Below are 18,540 nucleotides of genomic sequence, written 5' to 3'. Positions count from 1 at the left end.
CCATGCCCAGCTTGCCGCCGTTGCCCGTTCCACCCACGCCCCCTGCAGGCCGTGCCCACGTGGTCGCGCAATGGGCCCAGGCCCTGCGCAACCGGGCTGACAGCGCCGCCCTGCAGCAGCTGCCCCCACTGACCGATGCCGAGGCCGCGCAGGTCATGGCCCAGCTGCGGGGCGATGGCGGGCACCGGCCGGGCCACAGCGCGACGCCTGCCACGCCCGATGGCGTCGTCCCCGGCCACTTCCGCCCACGCATCACACTCATGACCCTGGGCCGGGGCGACGGCCTGCTGGGCATGGCGCCCCAGGGCAAGCTGGGCCCGCGCGGTGACAGCGTGACGCTGGTGCAGATCGACTGGACCTACCGCACCGACGATGGCGCCACCTGGCAGACGCCGGCCCCCACCTCCATCCTCAACGCGCGCCCGGCCCCGGTGCAAGACCTGTTCGACACCGGTGGCCCGGTGGTGCGCATGCAGCGCAACCTGGCGGCTGAAGCCGACGCCATGGACCGCGTGTGGGACCTGGGACTGACCCCTGTAGACCCCAAAAGCCTGCAGTGGCGCCACCGCGCAGCCGCTACCACGCTGGGCCCTGTGTGGACGCTGGCGCAGGAGGCGCACTTTGGCGACTTCTGGGCCGACGTGGTTCCGCAGCTGCGCTCCGAGGGCTGGAGCGTGGTGGTGCACCCCGGCTTTGCGCACGAAAGCGTGCCCGTGCAGCGCTGGAAGCTGCTGATTGCCCCCGACACCGGCGAGTTGCTGGGCAAGGAAGTGGACGGCCCGCTGGCCCCGCGAGAGCGCCCCGTGCAAAAGCTCATGCTGCCCGAGCGCGAGGGCGCCTGGCTGCTCAGCCTGGGCATAGAGATCGACGGCGAAACGCTGGACCTGGCCCCCATGCTGGCCGACCTGTTGCGCCGCGACGCCCGCTGGCTCAACGCGCAGCAGATGGCCGCCATCGACGACATCGCCATCATTTCGCTGCGTGCGCCCGGCGGCAAGCGCATCGAGGCGCCCGCCGGGCCGCTCAAGGCCATCGTGGGCGCCATGGTGGACCTGCTGACCGACCCCACCCGCAGACAACTCAAGGATGGCGACCCACTGCGCCTGGGCGCGTGGGAGGCCCGCCGCATCGAGGCCCTGCGCGCCGGGCTGGTGCAGGCGCACCGCGTGGGCACGGTGAACGGGTGGAACAACGATTGGCAATTGCAGGGCGATGTGGGCCTGGCGCAGCTCGCCAAGCGCCTGCGCTCCATCGGCACGCCCCAGCCGGTGGCCGCACCGCAGGGCCTGCAGGTGCAGCTGCGCCCGTACCAGCTCGAAGGCCTTGCCTGGCTGCAGTACCTGCGCGCCCAGGGCCTGGGCGGCATCCTGGCCGACGACATGGGCCTGGGCAAAACCGCACAGACGCTGGCCCACGTGCTGACCGAAAAAGAGGCCGGGCGGCTGAAGCGCCCGGCGCTGGTGGTGCTACCCACCTCGCTACTCTTCAACTGGCAGGCCGAGGCCGCGCGCATGGCGCCCAGCCTGCGCGTGCTGGCCCTGCATGGCGCGGACCGCGGCAAACGCTACCTGCACATCGCAGACCATGATCTGGTGCTGACCACCTACCCGCTGCTCTGGCGCGATGTGGAGGCGCTGGCCGCGCAGCCGTTTCACCTGCTGATCCTGGACGAAGCCCAGATGGTGAAAAACGCAGGCAGTCGCAGCGCCCGCGCCCTGCGGAAACTGCGGGCGCCACACCTGCTGTGCCTGACGGGCACGCCGCTGGAGAACCACCTGGGCGAGCTGTGGGCGCAGTTCGACTTTTTGATGCCCGGCTTTTTGGGTGATGTGCGCAGCTTCAACGCCCGCTGGCGCAAGCCCATCGAAGAAAACGGCGAAACCCTGCGCGCCCAGCTGCTGTCGCAGCGCGTACGCCCCTTCATCCTGCGCCGCCGCAAGCAGGACGTTGCCACCGAACTGCCACCACGCACCGAAACCATCCTGCGCGTGCAGTTGCAAGGCAAGCAGCGCGAGCTGTACGAGGCCGTGCGCACCACGGCCGACAAACAGGTGCGCCGTGCGCTGGAGCGCCAGGGCTTTGAAGGTTCACAAATCGCCATCCTCGATGCCCTGCTGAAACTGCGCCAGGTCTGCTGCGATCCACGCCTCGTCAAAGGCACCACGAAAACATCGCACTCGATGGAGCGCGCCAAGCTCGAACTGCTGGCCGACCTGCTGCCCGCCCTGGTCGATGAAGGCCGCCGCGTTCTGGTGTTCTCGCAGTTCACCGAAATGCTGGCGCTGGCGGCTGAGCTGCTCGATACCCTGGCCCTGCCCTACCTCACCCTCACGGGCCAGACGCCGCCCCGCCAGCGCGGCGCGGTGGTGCGGCAGTTCCAGGCGCAGGACGCAACCAGCGCCCCCATCCTGCTGGTCAGCCTCAAGGCCGGTGGCCTGGGCCTGAACCTCACGGCCGCCGACACCGTGATCCACCTGGACCCCTGGTGGAACCCCGCCGTCGAAGAACAGGCCACCGCCCGCGCCCACCGCATCGGGCAAGACCAGCCCGTGTTCGTCTACAAGCTAGTGGTGGAAGGCAGCATTGAGGAGCGCATGCTGGAGCTGCAAGCCCGCAAGGCCGCGCTGGCCCAGGGCGTGCTGGGGCACGATGCCGAGGGCGCGGTCAAGTTCAGTGAGGCTGATCTGCACGTACTGCTCGCGCCCCTGACCGAACCGGCCAACAACCCGCTGGGCATCCCCGGCGAAGACGCGCTGCGCTGGGGCGGTACAGGCAAACGGCGGCCCCGGCCGCTGCAGCCACCTGAAACCTGAGTTTTGGGCGTTTTTGCCTTGTAGCGCTGGCAAATCATGCGCTGGCAGCTATCAATCAATGAGCACACTCATCCGTGCGGGGAACCTTGCGCAAAAGCGCAGAATTCAAAAGCAAGCTTCGGAGTGCGCCCCACAGCCTCCGTCCCTAGAGTGCATGGCATTGCAACCCACCTCGTGAGCCGTGCACCATGATGAACGTGTCCACCCTTCTGCCCCACAGCGCCCCCATGCCCACCCGCCACCGCCCCAACACCAAAGCCGCGCAGGCCGCCGCCACCCAGGCCGACCCGCGCTGGGCGGCGGTGGTGGCGCGCAGCACTGGGGCCGATGGAACGTTCTGGTACTCGGTGCAGACCACGGGCGTGTACTGCCGCCCCAGCTGCGCGTCGCGCACACCCCGGCCGGAGAACGTGCTGTTCCATGCCAGTTGCGACGATGCGGAGCGCGCCGGGTTTCGCCCCTGCCAGCGCTGCAAGCCGCGCCAGGCCACCGCGCTGTCGCACCACGCGGCCCTTGTGACCGAGGCCTGCCGCATCATCGAAAGCGCCGCACCCGGAGACGCCCCCACGCTCGATGCACTGGCAGCGCGCGTCGGCCTGAGCGCCTCGCACCTGCACCGCATCTTCAAGCAGGCCACGGGCCTCACCCCCAAGGCCTATGCAGTGGCCCAGCGTGCGCAACGGCTGCGCAGTGCGCTCGACAGCCCGACCACGGACTCGGTGACGGACGCGATCTATGGCGCGGGCTACCAGTCCAGCAGCCGGTTTTACGAACAGTCGGCCCAGGTGCTGGGCATGCGGCCCAGCCAGTACCGTGCGCGGGGTGCGTCGCAAGACATCCGCTTTGCCATCGGCCAATGCTCGCTGGGCGCGATTCTGGTGGCGCAGAGCGACCGGGGCATCTGCGCGATCTTGCTGGGCGACGACCCCGATGCGCTGCTGCGCGAGCTGCAGGACCGGTTTGCGCAGGCCCGCCTGATCGGCGGCGACGCCGCGTTTGAAGCCCTGGTGGCGCAGGTGGTGGCGTTTGTCGAGGCGCCCGGCCTGGGGCTGAACCTGCCGCTGGATGTGCGCGGCACCGCGTTCCAGCAGCGGGTGTGGCGGGTGCTGCAGGCCATTCCGGCCGGGCAGACGGCCAGCTACGCCGAGGTGGCGCAGCGCATCGGCAGCCCCAAGGCTGTGCGGGCCGTGGCCCAGGCCTGCGCGGCCAATGGGTTGGCCGTGGCCATTCCCTGCCACCGGGTGGTGAAGAGCGATGGCGCGCTGTCGGGCTACCGCTGGGGCGTGGATCGCAAACGTGCCCTGCTGGCGCGCGAGTCCGACGTAGAGGCGGCCCCGCTGCCGGCGGAGAAGGTGGCATGAGCTTGGCGGCTCTTTCAGCACCCGGCACGCCAGCGGACGACGCGTGGCACCAACGCGCGGCCGCTATCGATTGGCAAAGCACCACCGACGCCCTGCACCAGCATGGCAATGCCGTGCTGCACCAACTGCTGGACGCCACCGAATGCGCAGCGCTGGCCCGGATGTACGGGCACGCGCCAGAGGGCACGTTTCGCAGCCGCGTGGTGATGCAGCGCCATGGCTTTGGCCAGGGTGAATACCGGTACTTCAGCTACCCTTTGCCCGATCTTGTGGCAGGTCTGCGCGAGGCGCTGTACCCGCATCTGGCCCCCATCGCCAACCAATGGAACGCCGCGATGGGCATCGACGTGCGCTACCCCGCGCAGCATGCCGACTTCATCGCCCGTTGCCACGCGGCAGGCCAAGTGCGCCCCACCCCGCTGTTGCTGCAGTACGCTGCGGGCGACTACAACTGCCTGCACCAGGATCTGTATGGCGCGCATGTATTTCCGCTGCAGGTGGCCATCCTGCTGTCGGAGCCGGGGCGCGACTTCTCCGGCGGCGAGTTCGTGCTGACCGAACAGCGCCCGCGTATGCAGTCGCGGGCCGAGGTGGTGCCGCTATCGCGCGGCGACGCCGTGGTGTTTGCCGTGCACCACCGCCCCGTGCAGGGCACGCGCGGGCCGTACCGCGTGCAGATGCGCCATGGCGTGAGCCGCCTGCGCAGCGGGCAGCGGCACACGCTGGGCATCATCTTTCATGATGCTGAGTGACGCTGCGCCCGCAGTGCCCGCAGTGCCCTTGCAGGCAGCACACTCGCCCACAATGACCCATGCCATGACCGCCAGCCTGTTCGACGACCCACCCCAGCCTGCCGGGCCACCCGAGGTGCTGGAGCCCGGCGCCGTGGTGCTGCGCGGCTTTGCGCTGGCCCAGGCGACGGACTTACTGGCTGCGGTGCAGCAGATCACCGCCCAGGCGCCCTTCAGACATCTGGTGACCCCCGGAGGCCTGACCATGTCGGTAGCCATGACCAACTGCGGCGCGTTGGGCTGGGTAAGTGACCGCAGCGGCTACCGCTATGACCCCATCGACCCGCAGACCGGCCAGAGCTGGCCGACCATGCCGCTGCTGTTTCGCCAACTCGCGCGCGAAGCAGCTGAAACGGCTGGCTTCGCCGGTTTTGCGCCCGACGCCTGCCTCATCAACCGCTATGCCCCCGGCGCGCGCCTGTCACTGCACCAGGACCGTGACGAAGGCAACTACGCCCATCCCATCGTGTCCGTGTCGCTGGGCGTTCCGGCGATGTTTCTGTGGGGCGGCGCGCAGCGGGCGGACAAGACCCGCCGCATCGCGCTGCTGCACGGCGATGTGGTGGTGTGGGGCGGACCGGCGCGCTTGCGCTTTCATGGCGTGCTGCCCCTGCCCGAGGCGCACCACCCGTTGACGGGTGCGCACCGCATCAACCTCACCTTCAGAAAGGCCGGTTGAGGTCGTCTCGGCGACTCTGCTCGACTCAACGCGTGGCGTAGCCGGTCCAGCCGCCAATAGACGCCAGCAGCTTGTCGGCCTGGGCACGCCCCTTCAGATCCTGGGCGATGGTGAGCTGCCGCCCGCCCCGCAGCTCGGCTGTGATGCGGTAGTAAACGTCGCGTTTGCTGTTGCTCTCCACCGTGTAGCTCTCCACCACCCGCAGCCGGGCAATGTCGTGCGGGGGCACCTGGTGCCAGCGCAGCATCAGGCCCAGCAGACGCCGCTCGGTGCGCAGGCCGTTGTGGTCCAGCTGCACACGCAGGCTGTTGGCCAGGGCGTAGAAGCTGCCCAGCAGCACCAAACCGCCCACACCGCCAAACAGCAGGCGGAACAGCCACGGCCCGACCTCGCCCGAGGACTCCTGCTCCCAGGGCACCAGCGCCCCGACCGTCAGAAACACGGCCCCCATCACTGCCAGCGCCAGCTTGAGTCCCCACCACCGGCCGGCCGGAAAGTACATGGCCACCCCGCCGGGTATGCGCTCCACCCGCCCGGGCATGCCCGCCGTCAGGGGCTGGCTGCTGCTGCCCGCACTGCCCTGCGCGGCGCGGGTGGGGCGCAGCACATGCACCAGCAGACCGACGCCCACGCCGCCAAACACCACCACGAACACCATCTTCAGGGCCAGGAGGCCGGGCCGCAGGCTGCGGTCAATGACGGCCTCCGTCGGGTCGGACGGACTGACCCACACCTGGACCGGCGCGCCATCGCGCAACGCCTGTTCCAGCCGCGCACCCAGCGCTTCCTGAAAATCGCCCACGTTGTCACCCCCACCACTGACCGCGACGCGGTCCCCCTGGTACTCACGCCCCGCTACCTGGTAGCGGTAGCTGGCCTTGACGGTGTAGGAGCTGGATTTGCTGCTGCGGCTGGTCTCCAGGCGTGCCGCCTCCAACGTGGCCGGAACTGGTTGCCACCACTGCATGCGCGCCCAGTCGTACAACGTAGGCAGCACGCTGAGCAGCAGCATGCCCACGCCCACGGCTGCAAATGGCAGGGCAAACAGGCCCAGCAGCCAGCCGCCGGCGCGCTGGGTCTTGCCTGCAACCGAGCTGGGGGTACGTTGCGCGGCGGGTGTGGATGAGTGTCTGGCCATGAATGAACGGGCGTAAGAAAAGGCTGCCAACTGGCGGGCTGAGAATGCCGAGTGAGTGGCTACCTGCCGGCAGACGGAGGCTACGAACCTCGCCATGCCAGATTCTGCGGCGCGCTCCAGCACTGCGCAATCTGCCTGTGCGGGTGGCGGGCCCCATGCGATGGGCTTACGGGTCTTTTGTGGTGTTTTGGGCCACAAGCGCTAGTCGAACATGCCCAAATAGCTATCACTTGTATAGCAAACATCATCCGTCAGCAGCGCCTCCAGACCCGCCGCCACCTTCCATCACCCGCTCCATCTTTGACAGAATGCGTGCATGGTCACTGCCCCTTCCCCCTCCAGCATCGCCCCCAGCGCTCGGCCCGCACAGTTCTGGCTCATGAAGTCCGAGCCGGACGAGTGCTCTATCGACGACGCTCTGGCCGCGCCCGGCGCGACTGTGCCCTGGACCGGCGTGCGCAACTACCAGGCCCGCAACTTCATGCGCGATGCGATGCAGGTGGGTGACGGCGTGCTGTTCTACCACTCCAGCTGCCCCGAGCCCGGCATTGCCGGCCTGGCCCGCGTGGCCAGCGGCACCCGCGCCGACCCCACCCAGTTCGACCCCGCATCGCCTTACCACGATCCCAAGTCCCCGGCAGACAACCCTCGCTGGCTGTTGCTGGACGTGCAGGCCGTTCGCAAGACGCGGCTGATCAGCCTGGCCGAGCTGCGCGCCCACCCGGCACTGGCGGACATGCGGGTGCTGCAAAAGGGCAGCCGCCTTTCGATCACGCCGGTGGAGGCGTCTGAGTGGGACTACATCACTGGGGTGCTGATGCAGGGCGACTGAAAGGTATTGGTGCAGTGGGGCCCAGGAAGGGTCACAAGCTGCGCTCGGCCGACACATGCCCCTTGTCGGCGTACATGGCCTGGTCCGCCGCACGCAGCAGCTCGAAGCTCGTGGTGCCGTCGAGGGGGTAAAGCGCCGTCCCCACGGCTGCTGACACACGGACCACGCGGCCCCCGCCCAGGTCAATGGGTTGTTCAATGGCCGCCATCACCCGGCTCAGCGCCTGGTCCACCTCGGCCGGGTCCTTCACGGCGGTGAGCACCAGCACAAATTCATCCCCCCCGATGCGGGCGGCCGTGTCGTTGCCCCGCACCTGCTCCAGCAGGCGGCGGCCAGTGATCTTGAGGACCTCGTCGCCCATGTCGTGCCCGTAGCGGTCATTGATGGGCTTGAAGCCGTTGAGGTCGAAATAACACACCGCTGCCTGGGTCTGGGTGCGGTCGCTCAGCGCAAAGGCCTGGGTCATGCGGTCGGCCAGCAGCAGCCGATTGGGCAAGTGGGTGAGCGCATCATGGAACGCGATGTGCTCCACCTGCTCCTGGTACTGCTTCATGGCCGTGATGTCCTGCATGAGCCACAGCGACTCGCCCCGCCCCTCCAGCAACACCCCGTTGACGTCGATCCACACGATCTCGCCCGTCACCTTGCGCATGCGGCGCTGCTGCCGATAGTGCTGGCCGGAGGCCAGCACCGCATAGGCGTCGCGGCCAAAGGCCAGAAAGTCTTCCTGGTCCACGTACATCTCTTCGGTTGTGCGCCCCTGCAGCGTGCCGGGCGCATAACCAAAGATGCGTTCCAGCGCAGGGTTGCGCCAGACGATGACGCGGTCCTTGACCTTGGCAATGCCGATCAGGTCGTTGTCCAGCATTGCCTGCTGCTCCAGGTTCAACGTGTGCAGTTGCTGGCGCGCGGCGTGCAGCTCGCTCACGTCGTACATGATGGAGCGGCTCATCACGTAGTCGCCCTGCGCATTGAGGATGGCGGTGGACGACACGCTCACCCGGCGCTGCTCACCGCCCCGGCCGCACAGGTTGAACTCCAGCGGCCCGATCTTGCCGTTCTGCAAGAACACCGGGAAACACGCGTTGAACAGTGCCTTGCCTTCGTCGTCAAAAAAGTCGGCCGGCCCCAGCTTGCCAATCACCTCCTCGCGCGGCAGGCCCAGCCATTGCAGGGTCAGCAGGTTCAGGTGCACGTACTTGCCTTGGCGGTCGAGCGCGTAGTACCCGCAGGGGGCGTGGTCATACAGGTCCTGGAACCGCTCGGAGGCCTGTGCCAGCTCGGCTTCGAGCTGGCGGCGCTCGGTCACGTCACGCCCTACCGACTGCCACTCCACCAACTGGCCGTCGTCGTCATACAGGGCCCGGTTGCTGAATTGGCACCAGCGGATAGCGCCATCGCCCGCCACCACGCGGTTTTCCACCACCACCACGGGCTGGGCGGGGCTGACACCCTGCAGCGCCCGCGTGACCATGGGCAGGTCGTCCGGATGCACGATAGGCGCCCACACCTGGCCCACGACCTCGTCGCGGCGCAGGTGGAACAGCCGGCAGAACGCCTCGTTCACAAAGGTCATGCGGTTGCCGGCGTCAAACCGGCAAATCATCTCGGTCTGGTCCTCCAGGATGGAGAGGTACCGCTGCTCGCTCTGGTGCAGGGCCTGCGTGCGCTCGGCCACGCGCTGCTCCAGCTCGGCATTGGCGCTTTGCAGCGCGGCACGCCCCTCCAGCAGGCCTTGCGCCATGTTCTCCAGGGCCGAACGCAGGTGCTGAAACTCCAGCGTCTTCACATCGACGTGGAGTGCAGCCAGTTGCCCAGTGGCTTGCACCTCTTGGGCGGCCTGGGCCAGGCGCTCCAGCGGCTGGCTGAATCGCCGTGCCACCCAGTACGCCAGCCCGGCCAGGAGCGCCGCCATCAGCCCCAGCAACAGCGCCAGCAGGGTGTGCAGACGGCTGATGGGCTGCAGGGCCATCTCCAGCGGCTGCCGCGTGACCAGCAGCCAGCCCAGGTCGGTGGCGGTCTGCGCACGCACCGACACCACCGCAGTCAGGTACGGCTGCGGGGACGCACCGCCCCACGACATCACGCGGAAAGCGCCGGGCTCCGGCAGGATGGGCAAGGACGCACGGGGCTGATCCACCGCACCTTCGGTGTTGATCACGCCGTCCTTGTTGACCAGCATGACCTCCAGCCCACTCGCCAAGGGCGAGGCCGGGCTGGCGCGCTGGATGATGTCCTGCACCCAGGCCCAGTTCACATGGGCCGCAATGACGCCCTTGAAGGCCGAGTCCTGACCACGCACCGGCGAGGCATAGTCCATGAAGCGCAATGGCACCTGGCTGCCCGGCGCGCGCAGCAGCTTGTCCAGCAGCACCGCGTCGTGCGCATCGCCCACGTAGGGGCCCTGGCTGCCCGCGCCAAACCAGGGCCGCTGGGACACATCCTGGCCCTGCAGCAGGTTGCCCGTCGCCACCTGTACCACGCCCTGGGTGTCGGTCACACCGATCCATGAATAGAACGGATAGGACTGCCGGATCTGCTCCAGGTGGGCCTGCAGTTGCGGGTCGTAACCCGACCCCTGGGTCAGCATGGGCAGGTGGCTCAGCAGCGAAATCTCGCGCTCCCGCTCTTGCATGCCCTGGGCCAGTGCCAGCGCAATCGGCTGGCTGGAGTTCATGAGCGACTGCCCGCTGAGGTCCGTGAGCTGGCGCGTCAACAACTCGTCGGCCAGCAAGCCCACCGCCAGGCCGGTAGCCACTGCAGTGCCGCCAAACAGCAGGGTCAGGCGCGCTCGCGTGGTGTGCAGCCAGCGGGACACGGAGGAAGTCAGACGCATGGAATCGGGAAGTGCAGGATGCAGAACGCCTCCATTCTGTCAGCGAACCCTGCGCCGCATACGCAGTGTGGCGCAAAGCAGCGCGGGGAGAAACCCGCATGCATGTCCTCTATGCTGGCGCCATGCACGCCACCAAAACCCTGCTGATCGTCTACCACTCCCACACCGGCGGCACCCGCCAGATGGTGGAGGCCGCCTTTGCTGGCGCCCAGGCGGCTGACAGCGGGGTGGCAGTAAGGCTCTTGCCTGCACCCGAGGCCCAGGTAGCCGATGTGCTGGCGGCCGATGGCTACCTGTTTGCCACGCCTGAAAACCTAGCGGCTGTCAGCGGGCTGCTCAAGGACTTTTTTGACCGCACCTACTACGGCGCACTCGACCAGCTCAACGGCCGCCCCTATGCCAGCCTGGTCTGCGCTGGCAGCGACGGCACCAACGCAACACGCCAGATCGCACGCATTGCCACCGGCTGGCGCCTGCGGCCTGTGGCAGACCCGCTGATCGTCTGCACCCACGCGCAAACGCCCGAGGCCATCCTGGCCCCCAAGCAGATTGGCCCGGCCGACCTGGAGCGCTGCCGCGCGCTGGGAGAGGCCATGGCGGCGGGACTGGGGATGGGGGTGTTTTAGAGCGGCTGACAAGACTCTTCTAGCGCCGTTGCTGTGTCTTGTCGTACTGCTCGTACTGCCTGCGACACAGCGCCTTGCCAGAACCGCTTCGCTGAGTTTTGTCAGCCGCTCTTAGGCTGCCGCCGCCAGTTCAGGCGCTTGGTACACCAGCACCTTCAGCGCGCGCTGCGGATCCACATCGGCAAACACAGGTGGATTGGCCACACGCTCCACAAACCGCAGATCAGGCGCCAGCTCCTGCATCTGGTCCTGCAAAAAGGCCAGACCCAGTTCGGGCGCATTGAGGCACAGCAGCGCGTGGCCGCCAGGGGCCAGCAGGTCGGGCAGGCGGCGCGTCAGGCGGGCGTAGTCCTTGGTGGCGACAAAGCTGCCTTTCTGGTAGCTGGGCGGGTCCACGATGACCAGGCCGTAGGGCCCACTGCGGTTGATCTTGCCCCAGCTGCTGAAGATGTCGTGCGGCAGAAAGGTGGCGCCCGAGGTGATGCCGTTGAGCTGGTGGTTCTGCTGCCCGATACCGATGGCGCCTTGGCTCATGTCCACATTGACCACCTGTTTGGCGCCAGCCTGCAGCGCCACTACCGAAAACGCACAGGTGTACGCAAACAGGTTCAGCACCTTGAGCCCGTAGCGGTCCTGGCTGCGCGCGGCGGCGTAGTCGTGCACCCAGCGGCGGCCCGCGGCCATGTCCAGGAACAGGCCGTGGTTCTGGCCGCGCAGCACATGCACGCGGTAGCGCAGGCCCGCTTCAGTGACCACATGGGGGTCGGGCACAGCACCGGCCATCAGGCGCGTTTCGCTGCGCCCTTCAATGCGCAGGGCCTCGCCCCGATGCTGGAACACCCAGTTCAGCGGCTCGCCCGCAGGTGCAATTTGAGACCAGCGCACCTGCAGCGCAGCGCCAATGGTCTCCAGTTCGGCTTCGCTGGCTGGCGCAAAGCTGGTCAGCACCAGCACCGGCGAGTACGCGTCCAGCACCCACTGCTCGCAGCCCGGAAACGCCCCACCCCGGCCGTGGAAGACGCGCTGGGCGTCGGTGGGCAGGGGCATGGCGGCAATGGCGTCGAGCAGGGCTTGCATGGAGAAGAATGGCGGCAAAAAAACAGTTTGAGAATCAAAACGGCACCAAGCGCTAGTCCATCATGCCTGAGCAGCTATTGATTCAATAGCAATGCAGCATTATCACCGCCAGCGCTGGCGCAAACACCCGCCAGCGACAGCGAATGCCATCGGCCTGCCTACACCGGCCCATCGTCGCCAGACAGCCCCTGCCGCCCCAGCCACTGCTTGCGCGAAGTGCGCAGCTTGAAGCGCTGGCGGTAGGCCCCTGGCGTCACCCCCGCCACGCGGGTGAACACCTTGCGAAAACTGCCCGTGTCGTTGTAGCCGCATTGCTGCGCCACATCGTCCACCGTCAGGTAAGTGGTCTGCAGCAGCGCCTGGGCCTGGGCCATGCGCAGCCGGTGCAGGTAGTCCTGCGGTGTTTCCCCATGCACCTGGGCAAACCAGCGCAGCAAGGTGCGCGGGCTGGTGGCGGCGGCGCGGGCCGTGGCCTGCACGCTGTAGGGCTCGTTGCGGTGGTCCTGCAGCCAACGCCGCGCCTGCTCCAGCGCGCCCGCAGCCAGGGGGTGGCCAGTGGGGGTTTCCATGGCGGTGGTGGCGGTCAGCTGGCGCTGGGGGTCGAACAGCAGCGCGTGCGATGCGGCCTGCGCCAGCTCGGCCGCCGGTGTCTGGGCCAGCAGGTCCAGCATCGCCGCCAGGGTGTCTTGCAGCGAGGCCGTGGTCCACAGGGCGCCATCGCGCTGCCAGGTTCGCTCCCGCTGCCAGATCACTTCCGCCACATCGGCCGTCTTGGCGCCGCTCTCGCTGGACTGCAGCACGATGGACGGCGCAAACACCCAGGGCAACGCCGCCTTGCGCCCCGCCAGCAGGCCACAGTGCGCCAGCAGGCTGGACCCGTTGAACAGCGCTGCCACCAGCCCGCCCCGCTGCAGGTGGCCCCGCAGCATGGCGCCAAAGTGCTGGCTGTAGCGTTGACTGATCTCTCGCAATTGCGGCCCGGTGGGGACCAGCCAGCCGGGGATGACGACCACATCCAGTGCCTCAGGGCCCAGGTCTGCGCCGGGCACCGGCGGCGGTGTGGCATCGCGCTCCTGCGGCATGCGCAGCCAGAACCAGCGCACCACAGGCTGCGCGCCCCCGGGGCGCATCGCCGCCAGCATGTTCATGGCGCGCAGGGCGTCCACTGCAGCGGCGGCGGTGCTTGCAATGCTGCCGTGCCCCCAGAGGATGCCCACGTTCAGGCAGGACGGCAGTGCAGTTTTGGCAGTGGACATGGTGGCGATCTTGCCACCCTTTGTGGCCAAACCGCCACCGCTTGACAGTGTTACCGGGCAGTAGCATGACCATGCGACGACAGCGCCCCGCAGCCATTGCCTGCGTTGCGGGCCCACACAAACGGAGACACCCACCCATGCACGAACCCTCAACCCACCGCAGCCTTTCAATGGCCCTGACCACCCTGGCAGCGGCCTGCACCGCCCTCTTTCTGGCGGGCTGCGCCGGCCAGCCAGGCGCTGCAGGCACAGACCGCAGCGTGACCATCGAGCGCACCACCTACGGCATTCCGCACATAACCGCGAACGACCCCGAATCCCTGGCCTACGGCGTGGCGTACGCCTACGCGCAAGACAACGTCTGCATGACGGTAGACCAGCTCGTCACAGCACGCGGCCAGCGCAGCAGCACCTTCGGCGCGCAGACCATCGGGCTGCTGGGCCGCCGCTACATCCCCAACGCGCAGATCGACCTGTTCATGGCCGCCCACATGGACGACGCCATGCTGGAGCGCGCCTGGGCCCAGACCAGCGCCGAAACGCAGGCACTGGCGCGTGGCTATGTGGCGGGCTACAACCGCTTCTTGGCCGACAACGCCGCCACCCTGCCCGAGGCCTGCAGCGGCAAGCCCTGGGTGCAGCCCATGACCCTGGCCCAGTACCGCCGCATGGCCGAGGTGGTGGCCGTGCAGGCCGGTATTGCCGCACTGGCCGATGGCATGCTGGGCGCCCAGCCACCCGCCGCCAAGGCCGCGCAGGCGCCCTCCGCTGACGTGAACCTGGCCGATGCCGCGCAGGCGTTGCGCGACGTGGGCCTGCTCGACTCGCCCCTGGGCTCCAACGCCTGGGCCTTTGGTAAGGACGTGACGGCCAACGGCAGCGGCATGCTGCTGGGCAACCCGCACTTCCCGTGGAGCGGCCCCAACCGCTTCTATGAAATGCACCTCACCATTCCCGGCCAGATGGACGTGATGGGCGTGGGCATCGGCACCTACCCGATGGTCTCCATCGGCTTCAACAAGGACGTGGCCTGGTCGCACACGGTGTCCACCGGCAAGCGCTTTACGTTCTACGAAGTGACGCTGGCCGAAGGCGACCCCACCACCTACCTGGTGGACGGCAAGCCTGAGAAGATGACCGCCCGCAAGATCAGCGCCCAGGTCCCCAGCCCGGATGGCAAGCTGCAGATGCGGGAGCACACCGTGTGGTCCACCCGCTGGGGCCCGCTGGTGGTGGTGCCCCGCGCGGGCCTGACCTGGAACGCCAAGACCGCCTACGCCCTGCGCGACGCCAACACCGGCAACACCCGCATGATGGACGCGGCCCTGGCCTTTGCGCGTGCCCGCTCGGTGCAAGACCTGCACAAGGCCCACGCCAACCTGGGCCTGCCCTGGGTGAACACGCTCGCGGCCGACCGCAGCGGCCAGGCCATGTATGCCGACGTGAGCGTGGTGCCCGATGTGGACGCAGCCCAACTCGCCCGTTGCGCCCCCAGCCAGCCCGCCGCCGCACTGCGCGCTGCAGCCGGCCTGGTGGTGCTGAACGGATCACGCGCCGAGTGCGACTGGCGCCGCGACAGCGCATCACCCGTGCCGGGACTCATCCCCATCGGCCGCATGCCGGTGGCCTTCCGCACAGACTGGGTGCATAACAGCAACGACAGCTTTGTCTACACCCACCCCGGCCAGAAGTTTGACGGCATCTCGCCCCTGGTGGGCGACGCCAGCCTGACCCGGCCACGCACCCGCGCCGGTCTGGCAGAGATTCCTGAAATGCTCAGCCGCGGCAAGGTCACGCTGCAGGCCATCCAGGGCCAGTTGTTCGAGAACCGCAACTTCATGGCACAAGTGGTGGTGCCCGACCTGCTGGCCGCCTGCGACAAGGCGCCCACGGCCGAGTCGCGCGACGGCTGCGCGGCCCTGAAAGGCTGGGACCGCCGCAACAACATCGATGCACGCGGCGCCCATGTGTTCCGCGAGTTCTGGCGCACCGGGCGCAACATCCCCGGCGTGCACAGCGTGCCCTTCGATGCGCAACAGCCCGTGGCCACCCCTGCAGGCCTGAAGATGGAGGACGCCGCCACCGCCGCCAAGGTGTGGGAGGCGCTGGACGGAGCCGTCAAGGCCACCCGCACCAGCGGCTACACGCTCGACGCCACGCTGGGCAGCGTGCAGCGCCCCGCCACTACCGAAGAAGCGATTGCACTGCACGGCGGCGAGGAGTTTGAAGGCGTGCTCAACAACCTGGGCCGCCAGGAGCCCGCGCCCATCAACAAGGCAGGCTTGCGCATCGACTACGGCACCAGCTATGTGCAGACCGTGACCTTCGACGCCAGGGGCCCAGTGGCCCAGGCCATCCTGACCTATGGCCAGTCCACCAACCCCGCGTCGCCCCACGCCAACGACCAGATGCGCGAGTTCTCGGCCAAGCGCTGGCACACCCTGCCCTTCCACCGCGACGATGTGGTGAAGGCGCGCGTGGGCGAGCCGCTGCGGCTGGTACGGCCTTGAGCGCCTGCGAGCACTGCGCCTTTTTTACAGGGCGGTGCCTCGCAGGTGCAAGGCCACATGCTGCAGCAGCATGATGGTCTTGCCGTCCTGGATCGTGCCGTTGGCAATGCCGGCCAGGGCGTCGGCCAGCGGCATCTCGATCACCTCGATGTCCTCGCCCTCTCCCTCCAGGCCGCCGCCGCTGCGGATGCGGTCGCCGGGTTCGTATTCGGCCACGAAAAAGTGCAGCTTTTCCGTCACCGAGCCAGGGCTCATGTAGGCCTCGAACACCTTGCACGGCTGGCGCACGCGGTAGCCGGTTTCTTCCTCGGCCTCGCGGCGGATGCAGGTTTCGGGGTCGTCACCGTCGAGCAGGCCCGCGCAGGTCTCGATCAGCAGGCCGTCAGCGCAACCGTTGAGAAAGGCGGGCAGCCGGAACTGGCGCGTCAGCACCACGGTGCTGCGACGCGGGTCGAACAACAGCAGTGCGGCACCATTGCCCCGGTCATAAGCCTCGCGGCTCATCGTCTGCCATTGGCCATCGCGCCTGCGCAGCGAGCAGGTGACCTTGCGCAGCACATACCAGTTATCGGAGAGCACCTGGACGTCCAGCAGCTTCACATGCTCGGTGCGGGCGTTCAGCTCGGCGATGGGGACATCGGGCACGGGGCGGCTCATGCGAGGCTCCCTTTTGGCTGGCTTGGCTGGCTTGGGTGGCGACACACGGCGGGCGCCTGCGGGAAGGCAGTGGGGTCTGGTGGTAAGCGCATGGTTTTGACAAGATTGATTTGCGCAATATCATGCACAAACATGCAAATTCGTGCAATCACCGGATTTAACCCTTCATGCTGACCACCCAACGCAAACAGCTCCTGCTCGCTCGACTTCAGCAGGACGGCCAGATCGTGGCCAAAGCCTTCAGCGAGGAGCTGGGCATCTCGGAAGACACCGTGCGGCGCGACCTGCGCGAGCTGGCAGATGAGGGCCGCTTGCAGCGTGTGCATGGCGGCGCCCTGCCCGCCTCGGCCGCTGTGGGCAGTCTGCAAGTGCGTGAGCAGCTGGCCCCCGAAGACAAACGCGCCCTGGGCCGCACCGGGGCCGCGCTGGTGCTGCCCGGCCAGGTGGTGATCCTGGACGGGGGCACCACATCGCTGCAGGTGGTGCAGCACCTGCCGCTGGACTTGCGCGCCACCGTGGTCACGCACAGCCCCACCGTGGCGGTGGCGCTGGCGGGGCATGCGCAGGTGGAGGTGCTGATGCTGGGCGGGCGCTTGTTCCGCCACTCCATGGTGAATGTGGGCGCCAGCGTGGTCGAGGCCGCCGCCCAGTTGCGGGCCGACCTGTACCTGATGGGTGTGACCGGCGTGCATGCCCAGGCTGGCCTGACCACGGGAGACTTTGAGGAAGCCGCTGTCAAGCGCGCCCTGCACCAGCGGGCGGCAGAGACGGTGGTGCTGGCTTCGCTTGACAAGCTGGGCACAGCATCGCCGTTCAGCGTGGCACCCTTGCGCGAACTTGCCGCATTGGTGGTGCCTGCCGCCACGCCCCAGGCGCTGCGCAAAAAGCTGCAGGCCGGTGGGGCCAAGGTAGAGATTGCTGCAGGCTGATCCTGCAATCAGGCAATCAGGCAGTAGCGGTGCCCGCGCCCTGGCGCAGGTGCGCGACCAGGGCTGCGGCAAAGCCCGTCAGCACCGCGCCCTTGCGCACGCAGATTTGCAAGTCGCGCTGCGCCCACGGTTCGTCCAGCTCCACCAGCACCGGCGGCTCGCTCAGGCCCGCCACCTGCAAGGCCGCGCCCCGGGGCACCAGGCCGATACCCACGCCCGCGCCCACCATGCGGCACACGGCTTCAAAGCTGCGCACCTGAATGCGCACATCCAGATGCCGCCCCAGCGCGGCGGCGGCATTGGTCGTGAAGGTGTGGATGGCCGAGCCCGCGTGCAGCATCACAAAGGCCTGGTCCAGCACCTCGGCAAAGCCCACCCGGCCGCACGCCGCCAGCGCATGGCCTGCGGGCACGATGAGCACCAGGCGGTCCTGCCGGTACGGCGACAGCTCGACCCCAGCGCCTGTGCCACTGTCTGCCAGCACGCCCACCTCGATCTCGCCGCTGGCCACGGCCACCACAATTTCGGCGCTGGTGCGCTCTTCCAGGCTCACGCTGACATGGGGGTGCCGCTTGAGAAAGCCCGCCAGGTCATCCGGCAAAAAGGTGTGGGTGGCATGCGTGTTGGCCCACAGGCTCACATGGCCGCGAATGCCGGTGGCAAAGGGGGAGAGGTTGGCATGCATTTGCTCGATGCTGGCCAGCACCTGGCGGGCGTTGCGCAGCAGGGCCTCGCCCGCGCGGGTCAGCGCCACGCCGCGCGTCTGGCGCTCAAACAGCGAGGTGTTCAGCGCCTCCTCCAGCCGCCGCAGCCGGTGGCTGGCCGACGACGGCGCCAGGTAGGCACGCGCGGCGCCGCGTGTGAGGTTGCGCTCTTCGGCAATGGCGACAAACAGGCGCAGGTCGGTGAGGTCGTAGTTCAAAGCGGGCCCCTGGCGTTCGTCATTAACGAACGCATGGTTGCTGGATCAGCAATTGTGCCTTGCAGCATTTAAAGGCAGGATGCCAGCCTTCCCGATACAAAGTATGCAAATCG

14 protein-coding genes are annotated in these 18,540 nt (G+C 68.0%); 8 read left to right on the top strand and 6 right to left on the bottom strand.

Features of this window, described 5'->3' with window-relative positions:
- The first annotated feature begins 2 nt into the window (after nucleotides 1-2).
- The 4 genes from ACODSM_RS13720 to alkB all read left to right on the top strand — a co-directional run bounded on the left by ACODSM_RS13720 (nucleotide 3) and on the right by alkB (nucleotide 5,644).
- Nucleotides 3-2,813, top strand: coding sequence for a DEAD/DEAH box helicase (locus ACODSM_RS13720; protein WP_488805645.1), 2,811 nt, complete (start codon nucleotides 3-5; stop codon nucleotides 2,811-2,813).
- Nucleotides 2,814-3,040: 227 nt separating this feature from the next.
- Entirely contained in the window at nucleotides 3,041-4,174 is a 1,134-nt protein-coding gene (gene ada, locus ACODSM_RS13715) for a bifunctional DNA-binding transcriptional regulator/O6-methylguanine-DNA methyltransferase Ada (RefSeq protein ID WP_488805644.1), read from the top strand.
- Entirely contained in the window at nucleotides 4,171-4,926 is a 756-nt protein-coding gene (locus tag ACODSM_RS13710; RefSeq protein WP_488805643.1) for a 2OG-Fe(II) oxygenase, read from the top strand. Before ada ends, ACODSM_RS13710 begins: the two co-directional genes overlap by 4 nt.
- Nucleotides 4,927-4,990: 64 nt before the next feature.
- Nucleotides 4,991-5,644, top strand: a complete 654-nt coding sequence (gene alkB, locus ACODSM_RS13705; RefSeq protein WP_209819602.1) for a DNA oxidative demethylase AlkB — start codon at nucleotides 4,991-4,993, stop codon at nucleotides 5,642-5,644.
- Between the two features lie 25 nt (nucleotides 5,645-5,669).
- Here alkB and ACODSM_RS13700 read toward each other — a convergent pair whose 3' ends face one another.
- Nucleotides 5,670-6,782 carry a DUF3592 domain-containing protein gene (locus tag ACODSM_RS13700; protein WP_488805642.1) on the bottom strand — a complete coding sequence of 371 codons (1,113 nt, stop codon included), beginning with the start codon at nucleotides 6,780-6,782 and terminating at the stop codon, nucleotides 5,670-5,672.
- Between the two features lie 316 nt (nucleotides 6,783-7,098).
- Between ACODSM_RS13700 and ACODSM_RS13695 the strand changes: the two genes are divergently transcribed.
- The gene (locus tag ACODSM_RS13695) at nucleotides 7,099-7,614 is read left to right on the top strand and encodes an EVE domain-containing protein (protein WP_488805641.1); all 516 of its coding nucleotides are present in this window, start codon (nucleotides 7,099-7,101) and stop codon (nucleotides 7,612-7,614) included.
- A 31-nt stretch (nucleotides 7,615-7,645) separates the two neighbouring features.
- Here the strand turns inward: ACODSM_RS13695 and ACODSM_RS13690 are convergent, their stop codons facing one another.
- Nucleotides 7,646-10,450 (bottom strand): PAS domain S-box protein, encoded by a 2,805-nt coding sequence (locus tag ACODSM_RS13690; protein ID WP_488805640.1) that lies wholly within the window; start codon nucleotides 10,448-10,450, stop codon nucleotides 7,646-7,648.
- Between the two features lie 122 nt (nucleotides 10,451-10,572).
- On the opposite strand from ACODSM_RS13690, the gene ACODSM_RS13685 reads away from it, so the two are divergent.
- Nucleotides 10,573-11,076, top strand: a complete 504-nt coding sequence (locus ACODSM_RS13685; RefSeq protein WP_488805639.1) for a flavodoxin family protein — start codon at nucleotides 10,573-10,575, stop codon at nucleotides 11,074-11,076.
- Nucleotides 11,077-11,187: 111 nt separating this feature from the next.
- On the opposite strand, the gene ACODSM_RS13680 is transcribed toward ACODSM_RS13685, so the two are convergent.
- Together ACODSM_RS13680 and ACODSM_RS13675 are read right to left on the bottom strand one after the other, a co-directional pair.
- A complete protein-coding gene (locus ACODSM_RS13680; protein WP_488805638.1) occupies nucleotides 11,188-12,153 on the bottom strand; it encodes a class I SAM-dependent methyltransferase in 966 nt (321 codons plus the stop codon).
- A 158-nt stretch (nucleotides 12,154-12,311) separates the two neighbouring features.
- On the bottom strand, nucleotides 12,312-13,409 hold the full coding sequence (locus tag ACODSM_RS13675) for a GlxA family transcriptional regulator (RefSeq protein WP_488805637.1): 1,098 nt from the start codon (nucleotides 13,407-13,409) through the stop codon (nucleotides 12,312-12,314).
- A 137-nt stretch (nucleotides 13,410-13,546) separates the two neighbouring features.
- Here ACODSM_RS13675 and ACODSM_RS13670 point away from each other — a divergent pair, with 137 nt between their 5' ends.
- Nucleotides 13,547-15,919, top strand: coding sequence for a penicillin acylase family protein (locus ACODSM_RS13670; RefSeq protein ID WP_488805636.1), 2,373 nt, complete (start codon nucleotides 13,547-13,549; stop codon nucleotides 15,917-15,919).
- Between the two features lie 24 nt (nucleotides 15,920-15,943).
- Here the strand turns inward: ACODSM_RS13670 and ACODSM_RS13665 are convergent, their stop codons facing one another.
- Nucleotides 15,944-16,576: an NUDIX domain-containing protein gene (locus ACODSM_RS13665; protein ID WP_015014015.1), complete on the bottom strand. Its 633-nt coding sequence runs from the start codon at nucleotides 16,574-16,576 to the stop codon at nucleotides 15,944-15,946.
- 167 nt (nucleotides 16,577-16,743) lie between these two features.
- Between ACODSM_RS13665 and ACODSM_RS13660 the strand changes: the two genes are divergently transcribed.
- Nucleotides 16,744-17,505, top strand: coding sequence for a DeoR/GlpR family DNA-binding transcription regulator (locus tag ACODSM_RS13660; protein ID WP_488805635.1), 762 nt, complete (start codon nucleotides 16,744-16,746; stop codon nucleotides 17,503-17,505).
- A 16-nt stretch (nucleotides 17,506-17,521) separates the two neighbouring features.
- Here the strand turns inward: ACODSM_RS13660 and ACODSM_RS13655 are convergent, their stop codons facing one another.
- Complete coding sequence (locus ACODSM_RS13655) at nucleotides 17,522-18,427, bottom strand: LysR substrate-binding domain-containing protein (protein WP_015014013.1); 906 nt, start codon at nucleotides 18,425-18,427, stop codon at nucleotides 17,522-17,524.
- Nucleotides 18,428-18,540 lie beyond the last annotated feature (113 nt).

The organism is Acidovorax sp. FG42 (genome assembly GCF_057809195.1).
Note: the sequence above shows the minus strand (reverse complement) of the source record. Positions and strands in the feature narration are given on the sequence as shown.

Bases quoted from the DNA above. Each gene is read 5' to 3' on its own strand.
- ACODSM_RS13720 (WP_488805645.1), top strand. From the start codon at position 3: ATGCCCAGCTTGCCGCCGTTGCCCGTTCCACCCACGCCCCCTGCAGGC.
- ada (WP_488805644.1), top strand. From the start codon at position 3,041: ATGCCCACCCGCCACCGCCCCAACACCAAAGCCGCGCAGGCCGCCGCC.
- ACODSM_RS13710 (WP_488805643.1), top strand. From the start codon at position 4,171: ATGAGCTTGGCGGCTCTTTCAGCACCCGGCACGCCAGCGGACGACGCG.
- alkB (WP_209819602.1), top strand. From the start codon at position 4,991: ATGACCGCCAGCCTGTTCGACGACCCACCCCAGCCTGCCGGGCCACCC.
- ACODSM_RS13700 (WP_488805642.1), bottom strand. From the start codon at position 6,782: ATGGCCAGACACTCATCCACACCCGCCGCGCAACGTACCCCCAGCTCG.
- ACODSM_RS13695 (WP_488805641.1), top strand. From the start codon at position 7,099: ATGGTCACTGCCCCTTCCCCCTCCAGCATCGCCCCCAGCGCTCGGCCC.
- ACODSM_RS13690 (WP_488805640.1), bottom strand. From the start codon at position 10,450: ATGCGTCTGACTTCCTCCGTGTCCCGCTGGCTGCACACCACGCGAGCG.
- ACODSM_RS13685 (WP_488805639.1), top strand. From the start codon at position 10,573: ATGCACGCCACCAAAACCCTGCTGATCGTCTACCACTCCCACACCGGC.
- ACODSM_RS13680 (WP_488805638.1), bottom strand. From the start codon at position 12,153: ATGCAAGCCCTGCTCGACGCCATTGCCGCCATGCCCCTGCCCACCGAC.
- ACODSM_RS13675 (WP_488805637.1), bottom strand. From the start codon at position 13,409: ATGTCCACTGCCAAAACTGCACTGCCGTCCTGCCTGAACGTGGGCATC.
- ACODSM_RS13670 (WP_488805636.1), top strand. From the start codon at position 13,547: ATGCACGAACCCTCAACCCACCGCAGCCTTTCAATGGCCCTGACCACC.
- ACODSM_RS13665 (WP_015014015.1), bottom strand. From the start codon at position 16,576: ATGAGCCGCCCCGTGCCCGATGTCCCCATCGCCGAGCTGAACGCCCGC.
- ACODSM_RS13660 (WP_488805635.1), top strand. From the start codon at position 16,744: ATGCTGACCACCCAACGCAAACAGCTCCTGCTCGCTCGACTTCAGCAG.